The following is a 15,797-nucleotide window of genomic DNA, read 5'->3' as shown; positions in this document are numbered from 1 at the left end:
AACACCACAATGGTTAAAAAATTCTTTTAAGTATTTAAAACCGAATCTTGTTAATCTATCTTCTGTAGTTATGATTACTTTGTTTATTTTTCCTTCCTTTACTAATTTGAATAATTTTTTCAATCCTCTCCTATTTTCGTTTAAACCCCTTCCAATGTCGGTAATTATTTCTTCAATAGCGTAATTTTTCTCTTTACAGTAATTTTTTAAATACTCTAATTGTCTTTCTAAATCGTTTTTCTGGTCTCTACCAGAAACTCTTGCATAGATTGCTATTCTATTTCCTCCCCTATCTCCCAAAATCTTTTGTAATTCAGAATGTGGTATTCTATACTCTTTCCCAATTTTTATAGCCCTTATTTTTTTACTATAAATCCATCTTTTCACAGTTTGCGGATGAACTCCTACTAACTTTGCAAACTTTCCGACTCTATACATTTCCATAAGAATCACAATATAACAATATGCTACGATAAGTATTTATATGTTACGGTATGCTACGAAAACTAAGAAACTGTTTCGAACCCTACAGGGCTGTGCTTTCTTAGCGACAACAAATGGTAAAATTACATTTTAATAAGAATTATTTTATACTATTTTGTCGTTTAATAATATTGATTTGTGATGTTAGTTTGAAGGAGTGAGATTATGAAAAAGATTACCCTCATCGGTAGTAAATTGGCTAAAATGGGAAATGAATTCGTATATATGGGAATTTTAGAAGAATGTGAGACCTGTAAATTTAAACGTATTTGCCATGATAACCTTGAAGTTGGAAGGAGGTATAAAATTGTAAGTGTCAGATCTGCAAATCACCAATGTAAAATCCATGAAGATGGAGTTAAAGTTGTTGAAGTAGTTCCTGCAGAGTTTGTGATTATGGTAGAGGCAAAAAAGGCACTTGAGGGTGTTACATTAACTCACAACCCAATAAACTGTGAAAACGTATTCTGTGAGAACTATATATACTGCAATCCAGAAGGTATTGATGAGGGGGATAGGTACAAAATCCTATCTGTTATGAATGAAAAAATCAAATGTGAAAAAGGACGATCCTTAAGAAAGGTGGTTATAACACTTGAAAAATAAAATTAGAACAAACTTTCATAGTACTTCTTCATCAATAGTGCATCATACTCCAACTTTGGACTCTCACAGATGACTACACCCTCAACATCAAAGTCCTTCAGTACCTTTAAAACATCTTTATAATTAAATTTGGACTCTTTTAATGGGAGATGGTTCTTTTCTCCCCCCTTTCCAAAATCTATTCCGGATATATGGATGTGCATGTTTTTTAAGGCATCTTTTCCCAACTTATCCTCAATTTTTGATAATACATTATGGAACGAGTTGTAATCATTAACCTTCCCCAAACTCCTTGCATATATGTGGGCAAAATCCACACATGGGAGAATATTGAGTTCATGGCATAAATCTATTATCTCATCAATACTCCCAAATTGGGAAATCCTCCCTGTTGTTTCTGGTCTAAGCATGGATTTTATTTTGTTCTCTTCCATGATATCAAGGATTCTTTTTATGTTTGAAACTATCTTTTTATAAACCTCTTCCTTATTCTTCTTCAAATAATATCCAGGGTGGAAAACAACATTATCCCCGCAAATATTTGTTATTTTTGCAGTATTAATAATTCTCCTTATACTCCCCTCAATTTTATCCTCTTCCTTTGCATTTAAATTTATATAATATGGAGCATGAGCACTCAATACAATATCTTCCCTTGCATGGGTTTTTAACTTCTTCGCATAATCCTCCTTCATATTAACTCCTCTAACAAACTCCAACTCTAAGGCATTTAAACCCACTTTCCTTAAAAAGGATATGGCATCATAATTACTCTTTGCATTTATTGGAATACCTGCAGTACCAAACTTTAACATAATCCCCCTCAATTTTTATAGCATTTTATCCATATTATGTTTATAGTAAAAATGGTGGTGTTATGATAGGGCATTATTTGGAACTGATGAGAATAAAAAATTGCATAACCGCATCATTTGGAGCATTTATTGGTGGTTTAATAGCATCTAACTTTAATTTTGATTATTTATTTGTTTTAACCCTTGCATTTTTGGTAGTTTTCTTTATCTGCGGATTTGGGAATGTGATTAATGATATATATGATGTTGAGATAGATAAACTTAACAAACCACACCGCCCCCTACCTTCAAATAAAATCTCAATAAAAAATGCATGGAGATTTGCATGGTTATTGTTAATTTTTGGTTTAATCTTATCGCTTTTTAATGTTATATGCTTTATCATTGCTTTAATTAACTCAGTTATGCTCTACCTATATGCTAAAAAATATAAGAGAAATAAAATTATTGGTAATTTTATTGTTGCCTATTTAACCGGTTCTGTATTCCTTTTTGGTGGGGCAGCAGTTAATAATATGCCCATTGTGGTAATTTTGTTCTTATGCGCGATGTTTGCAACGTGGTGTAGAGAGATTGTAAAGGACTTTGAGGATGTTGAAGGGGATGTGAAGGAGGGAGTTATATCCCTCCCAATAAAATATGGAAAAAAATCCCTATACATTGCTGCTATGTTTATAGTTATTGCAGTTGTATTAAGTCCACTCCCTTACATAATGGGCATTTTTGGAAAGGTTTATTTGATTTTGATAATTTTATGTGATTTATCTTTTTTATATGTTATTTTTAAAGCGATAAAGAAACCTTCAAAAGAGATAATGTCAAAAACCTCAAAATATCTAAAAATCATCATGAATCTTGTTTTGATGTGTTTTGTTTTGGGGGCGTTGATGTAAGTTTGAAGGTTTAAATAAGACATCTAAATTTAATTTTAAATTAATTATAGTTGTTTGCAAATTTTAATAAGATGTTGTATATTTATCTTAAATTTTAAAATAAGTTAATCTTCATTAAATTTATTAATATTTCCAATATCTAACGCAAACAACTTATAATCCAAAACATATATAACGAAAGATATTAAAAATGATAACAACTCAACATAGAATAGGTGATTGTATGTTTCCAGGAGGAGGAAAATTAAGCCCAAGAATGTTAAAGCAAATGCAAAAGATGATGAAAGACTTTGGCATGGATGCTGAGGATTTAGATGTTATTAGAGTAGTATTTGAATTTGAAGATGAAGAATGGGTATTTGAAAGTCCAAAAGTTCAAGTAATGGATATTTTAGGAGTTAAAACATATAGCATAACTGGAAAACCTAAAAAAATAAAGAAAGAAGAGAAAGAGATAAAGGATGAAGAGGTTAAAGTAGAGATTACAGAAGAAGATGTTGAATTGGTTGCAAATCAATGCAATGTCTCAAAAGAAGAAGCGAGGAAGGCATTAGAAGAATGCAATGGGGATATTGCAGAAGCAATTCTTAAACTAAGTGAATAATATTTTACTTTTTTGTTTTATTTTTGAAATTTTATATAATCATTTTTTTAAATCTTTTAATATATACTATGGTGGAAAAATGGATATTGAAGGATACATTAGGAGAAGTTTGAGGAAAAATATTCCAGAGGATAAGATTATAGAGGATGGATTTAGAAGAGTAATGGAAATAAAGGAAGTTAGCGAAGAGTGGGCAAAGAAATTCGTTAAGGCAGTTTTGGAGGAAGTCAAAACAACAGAAAAATATAAAGAAATTGAAGACGAAACATTAAAAAATCTCTTAGATTTTCCAAAATCCAATGTAACAATGGGAAAAATAGGGGTTGGAAGTAGAGGAGAAGGGGACTTTTTTGTGCATAGAGAAATAGCAAGGATAATTAAAAGCACAAGGGTAAAGGCAGAAATTAGTAGTGAAGAGCAAGATGATGCAGGGGTTGTTAAAGGTGATGCAAAATTCATTGTTGTTGCAATTGATGGAACCCATTCAAGGTTAAGTGAATTTCCATTTTTAGGAGGTTTTCACGTTGCAAGGGCAGCATTGAGGGACGTTTACGTTATGGGTGCAGAGGCGGTTGCATTGATAAGTGATATTCATTTGGCGGATGATGGGGATGTTGGGAAGATTTTTGATTATACTGCAGGTATTTGTGCCGTCTCTGAAGCGATAGATGTTCCACTGGTTGCAGGGAGTACTTTGAGGGTTGGGGGAGATATGGTTTTAGGAGATAGGATGGTGAGTTCTGTTGGTGCAATTGGCGTTATAAAGGAGGGAAGACCAACAGCACGAAAGAGGGCTGAGGTTGGGGATGTTATTTTAATGACAGAGGGGAGTGGAGGAGGAACTATAACCACAACCGCATTATATTATGGAATGTTTGATGTGATTTATGAAACTCTAAATGTGGATTTCTTGATAGCGTGCAAGAAGTTAATTGAAAGTGGTTTGGTAAATTGCATAAACACTATGACAGATGTGACCAATGGAGGTTTAAGGGGAGATGCATATGAGATTTCAAAAACCGCCAATGTTTCATTAGTTTTTGATAAGGAGGCAGTTTATAAAACAATAAATCCAAAGGTTTTAGATATGCTTAATAAGTTGAATATAGACCCGTTGGGAGTTTCAACAGATTCTTTAATGATTATCTGCCCTGAGGAGTACGTGGAAGAGATAAAAAAGGCTACTGGTGCTATTGAAGTCGGATACGTTGAAGAAGGAAATGAAAGTTATTTGGTTGAGGATGATAAAAAAATCCCACTAATCCCCAAGTTTAGAGAGGCAGCATATACACCAGTTAAAAAGGTTGTTGGAGAGAAAAAACCAGAGAACTTTGAGGAGATGAAGGAAAAGGTTAGAAAGGCATGTGATGAGGCAATTAAAAAGAAAGATTTTGTATTAAAGTTGTTAAAGAAGAGAAGTTTGTAAAATGTTATTATATAAGTCCTTTCTCTTTTAAACTTTTTTTAATACTCTCAATGCCAACATGTTCAACAAAATCACACACCCTTCCTTTTCCAAATTTTGTGTATAATTCAATAATTCCATCAATAACCTTTATAACTCCATTCTCAGTTTTAACATTCGCCAAAAATTTTCCTCTTTTTGGAAATCTCCCTCCTTTTCCACCAATAAATATGGATATAACCTTATCTTCAACCTTTATAGCATTGCAGAGTTTGAGACATTCTCCCAACCCTATGCAATTTTCTTTTATAACCTTATTTTTCCAATCTATTGCATCTACCTCACAAAAACTTCTGCATTTCCCACATTCAGAGCATTCTTTTTTATCAATTTTTAAAATGTATCTAAAGCATATACCAATATCACAAAACTGATGGTGGGTGCAGTCGTTTGGGCATCCGCTGATATTTATCTTCAATTTTTTTGGAACCCAGATGCCTTCAAACTCATCATGAATCATCCCTGCCAACTTTATCGAATCCCCAATAGAATTTGGGCATTCAGTTCCAATGCATGCCACTATTTGCCTAATCCTTTTTCCGGTTGAGCCCAACTTAATTCCAACATCATTCAATAACCTCTCTGCCTCTTCCAAGTATTCAAACTTTATTTTTAACCCAATACCCTGTCTTGTTGTGATGTGAATCCTGTCTTCCCCAAAATTTTTTGCAATATAACTTATCGCATCCAATTGCTCAGAGGTTATATAACCCGGTTTTAACGCTAATCTTATTGCATAACCGTCTTTTTTTGGGATAACTCCAAATTTGTAATTTTGGTTGCAGAACATAATATCACCAAACATATAAACAATATATACAAAAATATGCAAATGAACTATGATATAGACATGTGTGCGTAATTCATGCACACGTTAGTAAGTTTTATATACACCTTGGTTAAAAAATTAAGGTGTGAATAAATTATTCACACATATAGGTGATGCAAATGTACGAGTGGAAGTTAAATGAAATCGTTGATAATGGAATATGTGCAAGATGTGGAACATGTACAGTAGTATGTCCTAATGGTATATTAACTTTTGATGAGAAACCAAAATTAATAGAAGAATGTTTAAGAAAGGGAAATGGGATGTGCTTTGAGGTTTGTCCAAGAATCTCATCAGGAAAATACCAAATAAAAATAAGAGAGAAGTTCAAAGAAGAACATTACTATGGAAAAGGGGATGTTGAAGGGCAGGATGGGGGTGTTGTAACAACATTTTTAAAATACTTATTAGAAAATGGAAAAATCGATGGGGCAATTGTTGTTGGAGAGGAGTGCTGGAAACCAGTTTCATTAGTTGTTCAAAATGCAGAGGATTTATTAAAAACTGCAAAATCAAAATACACAGTATCAACACTTGATGCATTAAGAAAGGCTGGAGAAATGGGATTAGAGAAGGTTGCAGTCGTTGGATTACCATGCCAAATTAATGGGTTGAGGAAGTTGCAATATTTCCCATACTTATCAAAACATGATGGAGAACTCGGTAAAAATGGAAAACCAGTTAAGTTGCCAAAAATTGAATACTTAATTGGTTTATTCTGTATGGAGAAGTTTGATTATGACAACATGAAGGAAGTTCTTGCAAAACATGGAATAGACATAGAGAAAGTTGAGAAATTCGACATCAAAAAAGGAAAATTACTTGTTTATATTAACGGAGATAAAAAAGAAATTGACTTAAAAGAGTTTGAAATATGTTCAGGATGTAAGATGTGTAGGGATTTTGATGCAAGTATGGCTGATGTTTCAGTTGGGAGTGTTGGAAGTCCAGATGGTTATTCGACGGTTATAATAAGAACTGAGAAAGGGGAAGAAATTAAGAATGCTGTGGAATTAAAAGAAGGGGTTAATTTAGAGGCAATTGAAAAACTAAGAAAGAAAAAGCTAAAGAGATTTAAGAAGGAAGTTGAAAAAAGAAAAGAAAATAATGAATATATCTCCTTCTACTGGACATCTGATTATGGAGGAGTTGGTAAGAGGGCAGATGGAACTTACTTCATAAGAATTAGGGCAAAGCCTGCTGGATGGTATAGTATAGATGAGATAAAAGAAATCCTAAATCTTGCTGAAAAATACAATGCAAAGATAAAATTAACAAATAGGGGGGCTTATGAACTTCATGGTATAAGTGGATTTGATGCTGAAGATATTGTTTTAGAACTTATGGAAAAAGGATTAATAACTGGTTCAGAAGGACCATTAGTTAGAGCAACATTGGCATGTCCTGGAAAAGGAAACTGCGGAAGTGGTTTGATAGACACAACAGAACTTGCAAAAATAATCGAAGACAACTTCAAAGAAAGACCTGCTCCATACAAATTCAAAATTGCAATTAGTGGATGTCCAAACAAATGTGTAAGACCACAAATCCATGACATTGGTATAGTTGGGGTTAGGTTTCCAATAGTTAATGAAAATTGTAACGGCTGTGGAAGATGTGCAGAGGTTTGTAAGGTTGAGGCAATTGATATAAGAGGAGAAACCTCTTACACAAACTACAACGTATGTATCGGATGTGGTAAGTGTATTAAAGCATGTCCAAATGAGGCAAGGGATGTTAAAGAAGAGGGTTTTATGGTTTATGTTGGAGGTAAGACAGGTAGGGAGGTTGTTGAAGGAGTTAGCATGAAGTTAATGAGTGTTGATGAGATAATCAACTTCATAGATAAGGTATTAGTTGTCTATGATAAATACGCTAAGAAACCACAAAGGGAGAGACTCGCTGCAGTTATGAAAAGGGTTGGTCAAGGTAAGTTTTTGGAAGAAGTTGAAGAATTAATGAATAAATAGATAAATTTCAACTTTTTTTTGGGTTTTTCTTTTTTTCCAAAAAGTATTTTTATAACTTTCAACAAATTTTATCTTATACATGTAACTTGGGGAGAATATGGATTTAGAAAGGATTCAAAAAATCAACATCCTAATCCTAAAGCCAATAAGTAGGTTGTTAAAGGCAAATGTGGCTACGTTCAATAAGGAGGGAGAGGTTATAGAGCCGTTTTATTTTGGAAATGAAGTTTGTAGGATGATAAAAAGCCATAAAGTTGGAGAGAGTATCTGCCAAGATAGCCACAAAATGGTTTTAAATTCAGTAAAATTAAAAAATAACATGGTAAAAAAAGGCATCATTGAAAAGAGACCACCTAAAATTACAAATTTTGAGGATGAACAAGAAGATATTATTGTTGATTATTGTAATGCTGGACTTTTAAAGGTTCTATACCCTATAAAAAATGATGAAGGGGAGATTGTAGGGTATACTGGAATATGTGGATGCTTTAAAGAAGGATATGAAAAATATTCCCTAAAAAAATTATCAACAATTTCTAAAATTCTTGGATTTGATGAGGAAGAGTTCCTAAATCTTGCGAAGAGTGAAATAAAGAGTTTAAGTGAAAAAGACATAAAAGCGATTTTAGAACTCGTCAAGAATATGATAAAGCATAACATTGATTTAAAAGAACTCTACACATGTTTGTCAAAAGAAGAACTTGGCGAGGAAGATGAAGAATGCATTCTAAAATTTATAGAATGCTTTATTCATCCAATGGGGGAATTTATCGGCTCAAATTTAGTTATTTTTGATGATAGATTTAATGCACTTTTTGTTATGGATTATGATGGATTTTCTTTTATAATGGAGCACGTAGGTTCCAACAAAGATAAAATAAAAAAATTAAAAGAACCATTATTTTTAAAACAGGAACGTATATTTATAATACCAATGTACGAACTTTATTTAATAGGTACAATTAATGAAAATTGCAAATACACAACTGAAGAAATAAAAGAATTCGTATATGTTATCTACCAATACTACAAGTCAATATTATGATTCTTTAATCAACCTTAAAACGAACTTTAAAAAAATTAAGATCAATACTTTTTTAACCAATCCTTAACGCTCAAATACCACTCATCTAAAAGTTCTTCCATTTTTACCTTCACTTCTTTAAATTCAACGGGTCTGTAAATGTATTTAAATCCACTCTTTTCTATTATTTTTTCCCTCTCAACTAATCCACAATTCATTAAACTCCTCAATGCTTTTTGAACTGTTGTTCTATCCTTCCCTATTTTTTCAGCAATTTCAAGGACTGTTGCTTCTTTCATTTCCAAAAGTTCAAAATAAATTCTGATTTCAATCTCCTGCAAGCCCAAAATACACCTCATCAAATCTTCAATTGTAAATTTCTGCATTCTTGCAACTATAAGATTATTCATGCAATCACCCAATTTTTATTCAATAGGGAATCTCAACAAAGCACCAATACCACCAAGTGCCTTCAACTGCTTTCCAGCATCGTGTGATGTTGAAATAATTATAACTCTCCCACCAGCACTCTCAGTTAGGTTCATAATCTCCTCAATATGTCTCTTCCTCAACATCTCATCAGTAACCAAAAGGACATCTATTGCAGAGTAGTTTAATGCTTTTTTAACTTCATCTATTCCATAAGATGCCAAACCATTCTTTGCTATTTCTTCCAAAAGTTTATTTACATACTGTGCCTCCTTACCTAATCTCGCTTCTCCATAAATTTTATTAATAATTCCGCTCTTTAAAATCTCATTTAATCCCGTTCTTCCTGTTGTACATGTGTTTTCAACAACAAGTTTTTTTGCCAAATCTTTATATTTCTCTGAAACAAATTTTTGGAAGTTATTTTTTCCAAAACCAGGACCTGCAACCAAAATTTTATCAGTGTCGTAATTTAAAAGTGTTTTTGCAATTTCATGATAGTAATCTGCTCTAACAGCCTCATTTGCCTTGTAATCCAATTTCTTTGAAACATCTGATTTTATACTTGCCACTTCTTTAACCCCAAATTCCCTTATTAAATAAACATCTGCCTCAGAATCATCCATAACAACTGCAACAATCTTTGGTTTCTGGGATGATTCTACTGCCTCCTTCAATCTTTCAAGATGCCACTTTTTCCATCTTTTTTGAATAGAAACCTCTGTAAATGGTTCAACATCAATCGTATGATGGGAACCAAGTGGCACATCATCAGGAGCATGAATGATTGTCCCAAAAATCCTCAATCTATTGGTATCTTCATGAAATTCAACCTTCTCACATCTAACACCTAAAAACATCCTTCTTTTAACACCCCTATCCGCCCTCAACTTATCTCCTTTATCCTGAACCCTTCTTTCAGTTACTGCATATATGTTGTCTCCTCTTTCTATTATTGTAGAGAGGTACCATAAATCATCTAAGTTTTCTGGCATTACTTTTATTATGTCCCTCTCAGGAATTTCCTGAACTATCTTCATAGATATCACTGTTTTGTGTTTTTATTAGCCTATATCTAATTCCCCGTTTTCAAGGACGTATATTTTAAATGGTTCTTTAACAACCCTCTTTTCAATGAATTGCTTTGCATTCTTTTTAATAAACTCCAACATACCTAAGGTATCATATTTTATATGTATCCCCTCTTCATCTGCCTTTTTAAAAATAATTTCAGGAATTTCCAAGGCATCGATATCTTTTTCAATGTCAATCACCAGCGGTGCGGAAATTTGATTGTATATTCTTAATGTATTTTTTGCCTTTTCAATGTTTTCTTTTGCTCTCTTTTCAATCATGCTTATATTTGCCCTACTTGTTCCAAGTATTTTTGCAATCTCTTCCTGGGTCAAACCCTTTCTTCTCAACTCTAAAACCCTTATTTGCGTTTCTGTTAAAAAAGATTTGGCATAAATTACCCTCTTATTTCCCAAATCCATAAAAATCACCATAATAATTTTAGATAGTTTTAAGTATAATTAATGATATATAATATATAACTTAAATATCCTTTTTTCTAATTTTTGAACTGGGGGGCTTTTTATGATTGAAAAAATGAAACCTATTATTGAAACTCTTATACATGAGGGATATATCAAAAATAAAAAAGTTGCCGAAGCACTTTTAAAGGTTCCAAGGCATGAATTCGTCCCAGAACATTTAAAAGAATACGCTTATGTTGATACACCTCTTGAAATTGGTTTTGGGCAGACGATTTCAGCAATCCATATGGTTGCGATGATGTGTGATATTCTTGATTTGGAGGAGGGGCAGAAGATTCTTGAGGTTGGAACTGGATGTGGATATCATGCTGCTGTTACTGCGGAATTGGTTGGAAAAGACGGGTTGGTTGTTACGGTTGAAAGGTTTCCAGAACTTGCTAAAAAGGCAGAGGAAACTTTAAGAAGATTGGGATATAACAATGTAGTTGTAATATGTGGGGATGGAACATTGGGGTATGAGCCACTTGCCCCTTACGATAGAATTTATGCAACTGCCGCTGGTCCTAAAGTGCCAAGGCCTTTAATAGAACAACTTAAAGATGGAGGAAAATTACTAATGCCAGTTGGGAGGTACATCCAACATCTCATTTTAATTGAAAAGAAAGACGGAAAAATTATTGAAAAGGATTTTGGAGAGGTTTCATTTGTACCACTTGTTGGAGAAGAAGGGTGGGACTACTAATAAATGCCTTTTACTTCAAATTAAATATTGATATTGTTTTTAAGTTACTTTATAAATGCTTTCTTAAATTTGGTCAACAATTTAATTGGGTAAGTTAATTAGATTACAGAAGATTATTTTTATCTATATGATTTTTATATTTATTGTTATTTAGAATAACATGATGACGTTATAGTTTATATATTGTAACAACAAACATGGAAGAATAACAATTATGGAGGGTTATTATGAAAAAGGTAGGAACTGATTTGTTAAAGAAGGGATTTGCTAAGATGGTTAAGCATGGAGTAGTTATGGACGTTACAACTGTTGAACAGGCACAAATTGCAGAAGATGCTGGTGCAGTTGCAGTTATGGCTTTAGAAAGAGTTCCGGCAGATATAAGGGCTCAGGGTGGGGTCGCAAGAATGTCAGACCCTGCACTAATTTTAGAGATAAAAGATGCCGTCTCAATCCCTGTTATGGCAAAAGTAAGGATAGGACATTTTGTTGAGGCACAAGTATTAGAGGCGATTGGTGTAGATATGATTGATGAGAGTGAGGTTTTAACTCCTGCAGATGAGATGCATCATATAGATAAAACAAAATTCAAAGTTCCATTTGTTTGCGGTGCGAGAAATCTTGGAGAGGCATTAAGAAGAATAGAAGAAGGAGCAGCAATGATTAGAACAAAAGGAGAAGCAGGAACTGGAAACGTTGTTGAGGCAGTAAGGCACATGAGAGCAGTTAATGAAGGAATTGCAAGAGTTGTTGGTTGCTATGAGATGGGATTGGATAGGGAATTAGTTTATATAGCAAGAAATGAACTTAAAGTTCCTGTTGAGTTGGTTTATGAGGTTGCAAAATTGAAGAGATTGCCTGTTGTTAACTTTGCTGCTGGTGGAATTGCAACTCCTGCTGACGCTGCTTTAATGATGCAACTTGGTGCTGATGGTGTATTCGTTGGTTCAGGAATCTTCAAATCTGAGAATCCAGAAGAAAGAGCAAGAGCAATTGTTGAGGCAACATACAACTACGACAAGCCAGATGTTATAGCAGAGGTCAGCAAAAACATTGGAGAACCAATGAGAGGAATAGATGTTTCAAAATTAAGTGAAGAGGAGATGTTGCAGTACAGGGGAGATTAAATTGTTTATTATTTTTTCTCGCTAAAAGTTTTTATTTTTTTATTTAATTTATTTTTAAAGGGTTATTTTTTGATTTTGTAGATTTTTATCGAATTTCGAAGGTCAGTCTATTTTAAAGAATTTGAGTATTTAGTTTTATGAATTTATTGAGATTTTTGGATTTAGGGAATTGGTAATAATTATTTTAGATTTTCCCCAATAGGTAAAAAATATTTTAAAATTTAAAAAGATTTTAAAAAATTATTTCGAATTTAAACGATTTTTAGAGAAGTGCGGAGGTATATAAATGAACGCTGTTAATACCCCTTCGAAGATCAAGGTCTCGAAAAGGAGCAAGTAGAAAAGTTTATATAGGAAAAAGAGCAAAATTTTATCCTGTTAAAATCAGACCCTAGGGGGATGGAAACTTCATTCACAGCTGAAAATCCTGGCTGTTTTAAAACATGTTAAAATCAGACCCTAGGGGGATGGAAACACATTATTAATAACACAGCAACAAATCTCTCAAAATGAGTTAAAATCAGACCCTAGGGGGATGGAAACCTAAATATTCTAAATTAAATGATGACTTTGCTTCTTCACCGTTAAAATCAGACCCTAGGGGGATGGAAACCTTAGCAATTATAATTTACATTGTTTTTTATTTTGCATGTTAAAATCAGACCCTAGGGGGATGGAAACTTAACTTGTGTTTCATAAACCCTTCCGGTCTTACCATAGTTAAAATCAGACCCTAGGGGGATGGAAACACAAAAAGACTTGCAAACTCTCCCCACTCTCTTGGAGAGTTAAAATCAGACCCTAGGGGGATGGAAACCTGACAGTTTCTTCTGTTATTGAAGGGTCATCTAAATTGTTAAAATCAGACCCTAGGGGGATGGAAACTTTAACCTAACTTTATTTACATACTCAATTTCTGGAGTTAAAATCAGACCCTAGGGGGATGGAAACACTATTTTTGCATTAAAGTTGCTTAGTTGGTTTATTTGGTTAAAATCAGACCCTAGGGGGATGGAAACATATAATCAAAAAATAAAATGTAAAAATATTATATTCTTGCTTGTTAAAATCAGACCCTAGGGGGATGGAAACTTCGTCATCTATTATAAATGTTACTTTATCTTCGAAACGTTAAAATCAGACCCTAGGGGGATGGAAACGAGTTTTTTCTAAATTTAGTCCCTTCCGTAGTTATGCGTTAAAATCAGACCCTAGGGGGATGGAAACCTTCTCATGTCAATAAATCCTTTTACGCCGTCTCTTTGTTAAAATCAGACCCTAGGGGGATGGAAACATGAATTTTTTATTTGGAAGTTTTCCGCCGTCTGGTAGTTAAAATCAGACCCTAGGGGGATGGAAACCTTTGTTGATTTCTCTGTATATGTTCCAATCAGTTGCGTTAAAATCAGACCCTAGGGGGATGGAAACTCTTTATCCCCATTGGGTCTGATTTTAAAAAAAAGATGTTAAAATCAGACCCTAGGGGGATGGAAACCCTTTATTTGTCATAGATTTCTTTGGCAATCTCTTTGGTTAAAATCAGACCCTAGGGGGATGGAAACACTTCTGTATTCTTGTAAAACTTGCACCTCGATTTCGTTAAAATCAGACCCTAGGGGGATGGAAATACAATCTCAGTATTGACAAACACTGTTAAAATCAGACCATGGTGGGATAATTTCAAAATTAATTTTTTACATAAAAATATTAATTAATTCAAATATATAAATAAATACTAAAATAAAAAATAAAATTAAGAAAAAATCATTTTAATTAATTCTTAATGATTTATTTGTCTTTTCAATTGATTTAAAGTTATCATCTTCCATTTGGAGCATTGCTCTTATACAGTCAATATTTTCTGGAATAACATCACTTTCTTGATGAACTGCTTGCATTAAGAAGACCTCATTATCAACAACATTAACTATTTTTATGGGTGTTATCATTCGAATATTTATAATTATCATGTGCGAAATAATTTCGGGATATCACATATAGGTTTTATTTTTTTAATTCTTTTAATGCCTCCTCAACCTCAAGACCCTCATGGACTACTTTTGATACTGCCCTTGTCATGCCTCTAACGTTTTCATGCTGGAATATGTTTCTTCCAATTGCAACTCCAACTGCCCCAGCGTCAATAGCATCTTTAACCATCCTTAAGAACTCCACATCTGTGTTTGTTTTAGGACCTCCTGCTATAACTATAGGTGCAGGGCATCCCTTTACAATATCTTTGAATGTATCTGGATCTCCAGTGTAGTTTGTCTTTATGACATCTGCTCCCAATTCAGCCCCCAACCTTGCAGCATGTGCCACAACCTCTGGGTCTCTCTCATTCCCTATCTTTTTACCTCTTGGGTACATCATAGCAATTAATGGCATACCCCAGTATTCACAAATCTCTGCAATTCTACCTAAATCTTGGTACATTTCATCGTCAGTATCTGCCCCAACGTTAACGTGAATTGAAACTGCATCAGCACCCATTCTTACAGCTTCTTCAACACTGGTAACGATAACTTTCTTATTTGGGTCTGGTGAGAGGGATGTTCCAGCGGATAAGTGGATGATTAAACCTACATCCTTTCCGTATCCCCTATGCCCATGTCTGACAATCCCCTTATGTAATAAAACAGCATTAGCCCCTCCGTCAGCAACAGCGTTTATTGTTTCTTTCATGTTGATTAGACCCCTTATTGGTCCTGATGAAACTCCATGATCCATTGGAACTATAACAGTTTTTGCACTTGTCCTGTTGAATATTCTCTCCAATCTAATAATTTTCCCAATATTTTTGATGTTGTCAAATATGTCCATAGCATCACCTAACGATGATTTTTGATTATGTGATTTTTGCTCTACAACTAAGTAGCAGTAGAATTACTTATATTTTTATGTTTTTCGCTGTATATACAAAGAATCCCTTTTAATTTTTAGAATCATATATTATATTTCTCTTAACCATATTTAACTTTCTATATTTATATTTTATTACCGTAATTCCCATCACAAATTTAAATATTTATTTAATTGAATTAACTTCATCTAACACTTTAAGATTATAAGCGATTGTGAAGAGTAAGAGCTTAACACTCAGCCCTTTCTTGCTTACAGCGTGAATATGCTTAGAAAACATCGCAACTAACCTTGAGAAGTTGGTCTCAATGCTTTTTTCTCAACTTATTCAATATTTTATACTTTGTTCTCTCTATAAACGATTTAATCATGTTTTCGCTTGCGGTAGCAAGCGAGTAGCAAAACTCGAAGAGTTTGCCTAATTTCTTTTATCGCTTCGAAATAACTTT

The 15,797-nt window shown here is 33.4% G+C and carries 15 protein-coding genes, 1 pseudogene and 1 CRISPR repeat array; of the genes and pseudogenes, 8 read left to right on the top strand and 8 right to left on the bottom strand.

All coding sequences use genetic code 11. From position 1 onward, the window contains the following. Positions 1 to 444 (bottom strand): IS607 family transposase (locus tag METFODRAFT_RS07455; RefSeq protein ID WP_007044966.1); only part of this gene is annotated, 444 nt, incomplete at its 3' end. A gap of 204 nt (positions 445 to 648) precedes the next feature. Between METFODRAFT_RS07455 and METFODRAFT_RS07450 the strand changes: the two genes are divergently transcribed. Next, a complete protein-coding gene (locus tag METFODRAFT_RS07450; protein ID WP_007044965.1) occupies positions 649 to 1,089 on the top strand; it encodes a UPF0179 family protein in 441 nt (146 codons plus the stop codon). A 2-nt stretch (positions 1,090 to 1,091) separates the two neighbouring features. Here the strand turns inward: METFODRAFT_RS07450 and METFODRAFT_RS07445 are convergent, their stop codons facing one another. Further along, entirely contained in the window at positions 1,092 to 1,904 is an 813-nt protein-coding gene (locus METFODRAFT_RS07445; protein WP_007044964.1) for a deoxyribonuclease IV, read from the bottom strand. Positions 1,905 to 1,966: 62 nt separating this feature from the next. Between METFODRAFT_RS07445 and METFODRAFT_RS07440 the strand changes: the two genes are divergently transcribed. The 3 genes from METFODRAFT_RS07440 to METFODRAFT_RS07430 all read left to right on the top strand — a co-directional run bounded on the left by METFODRAFT_RS07440 (position 1,967) and on the right by METFODRAFT_RS07430 (position 4,827). Next, positions 1,967 to 2,797 (top strand): UbiA family prenyltransferase, encoded by an 831-nt coding sequence (locus METFODRAFT_RS07440; RefSeq protein WP_007044963.1) that lies wholly within the window; start codon positions 1,967 to 1,969, stop codon positions 2,795 to 2,797. A 223-nt stretch (positions 2,798 to 3,020) separates the two neighbouring features. Further along, positions 3,021 to 3,401, top strand: coding sequence for a nascent polypeptide-associated complex protein (locus METFODRAFT_RS07435; protein ID WP_007044962.1), 381 nt, complete (start codon positions 3,021 to 3,023; stop codon positions 3,399 to 3,401). A 79-nt stretch (positions 3,402 to 3,480) separates the two neighbouring features. Beyond that, complete coding sequence (locus METFODRAFT_RS07430) at positions 3,481 to 4,827, top strand: AIR synthase-related protein (RefSeq protein WP_007044961.1); 1,347 nt, start codon at positions 3,481 to 3,483, stop codon at positions 4,825 to 4,827. Positions 4,828 to 4,834: 7 nt separating this feature from the next. On the opposite strand, the gene METFODRAFT_RS07425 is transcribed toward METFODRAFT_RS07430, so the two are convergent. After that, positions 4,835 to 5,656: a hypothetical protein gene (locus METFODRAFT_RS07425; protein WP_048115749.1), complete on the bottom strand. Its 822-nt coding sequence runs from the start codon at positions 5,654 to 5,656 to the stop codon at positions 4,835 to 4,837. Between the two features lie 158 nt (positions 5,657 to 5,814). Here METFODRAFT_RS07425 and fsr point away from each other — a divergent pair, with 158 nt between their 5' ends. Further along, the gene (gene fsr, locus METFODRAFT_RS07420) at positions 5,815 to 7,665 is read left to right on the top strand and encodes a coenzyme F420-dependent sulfite reductase (RefSeq protein WP_007044959.1); all 1,851 of its coding nucleotides are present in this window, start codon (positions 5,815 to 5,817) and stop codon (positions 7,663 to 7,665) included. A 97-nt stretch (positions 7,666 to 7,762) separates the two neighbouring features. Beyond that, positions 7,763 to 8,710 (top strand): PocR ligand-binding domain-containing protein, encoded by a 948-nt coding sequence (locus METFODRAFT_RS07415; RefSeq protein ID WP_007044958.1) that lies wholly within the window; start codon positions 7,763 to 7,765, stop codon positions 8,708 to 8,710. A gap of 41 nt (positions 8,711 to 8,751) precedes the next feature. Here the strand turns inward: METFODRAFT_RS07415 and METFODRAFT_RS07410 are convergent, their stop codons facing one another. The 3 genes from METFODRAFT_RS07410 to METFODRAFT_RS07400 are packed head-to-tail and all read right to left on the bottom strand — an operon-like array spanning position 8,752 to position 10,614. Beyond that, positions 8,752 to 9,099: a helix-turn-helix domain-containing protein gene (locus tag METFODRAFT_RS07410; protein ID WP_007044957.1), complete on the bottom strand. Its 348-nt coding sequence runs from the start codon at positions 9,097 to 9,099 to the stop codon at positions 8,752 to 8,754. Positions 9,100 to 9,114: 15 nt separating this feature from the next. Next, positions 9,115 to 10,158 (bottom strand): mRNA surveillance protein pelota, encoded by a 1,044-nt coding sequence (locus tag METFODRAFT_RS07405; protein WP_007044956.1) that lies wholly within the window; start codon positions 10,156 to 10,158, stop codon positions 9,115 to 9,117. A gap of 24 nt (positions 10,159 to 10,182) precedes the next feature. Further along, a complete protein-coding gene (locus METFODRAFT_RS07400; protein ID WP_007044955.1) occupies positions 10,183 to 10,614 on the bottom strand; it encodes a Tfx family DNA-binding protein in 432 nt (143 codons plus the stop codon). A 103-nt stretch (positions 10,615 to 10,717) separates the two neighbouring features. On the opposite strand from METFODRAFT_RS07400, the gene METFODRAFT_RS07395 reads away from it, so the two are divergent. Continuing rightward, complete coding sequence (locus METFODRAFT_RS07395) at positions 10,718 to 11,359, top strand: protein-L-isoaspartate O-methyltransferase (RefSeq protein WP_007044954.1); 642 nt, start codon at positions 10,718 to 10,720, stop codon at positions 11,357 to 11,359. 227 nt (positions 11,360 to 11,586) lie between these two features. Further along, complete coding sequence (pdxS, locus tag METFODRAFT_RS07390) at positions 11,587 to 12,486, top strand: pyridoxal 5'-phosphate synthase lyase subunit PdxS (protein ID WP_007044953.1); 900 nt, start codon at positions 11,587 to 11,589, stop codon at positions 12,484 to 12,486. A gap of 377 nt (positions 12,487 to 12,863) precedes the next feature. Then, a CRISPR array of direct repeats spans positions 12,864 to 14,114; the repeat unit is 30 nt; unit sequence GTTAAAATCAGACCCTAGGGGGATGGAAAC. Positions 14,115 to 14,255: 141 nt separating this feature from the next. Here the strand turns inward: pdxS and METFODRAFT_RS07385 are convergent. Together METFODRAFT_RS07385 and METFODRAFT_RS07380 are read right to left on the bottom strand one after the other, a co-directional pair. Beyond that, positions 14,256 to 14,414 (bottom strand): annotated as a pseudogene (locus METFODRAFT_RS07385) (glyceraldehyde-3-phosphate dehydrogenase); the annotation flags it as partial. A gap of 76 nt (positions 14,415 to 14,490) precedes the next feature. After that, entirely contained in the window at positions 14,491 to 15,309 is an 819-nt protein-coding gene (locus METFODRAFT_RS07380) for a 2-amino-3,7-dideoxy-D-threo-hept-6-ulosonate synthase (RefSeq protein ID WP_007044951.1), read from the bottom strand. Between the last annotated feature and the right edge of the window lie 488 nt (positions 15,310 to 15,797).

It is taken from the genome of Methanotorris formicicus Mc-S-70, from assembly GCF_000243455.1.
Taxonomy (GTDB): domain Archaea; phylum AGJL01; class Methanococci; order Methanococcales; family Methanococcaceae; genus Methanotorris; species Methanotorris formicicus.
Note: the sequence above shows the minus strand (reverse complement) of the source record. Positions and strands in the feature narration are given on the sequence as shown.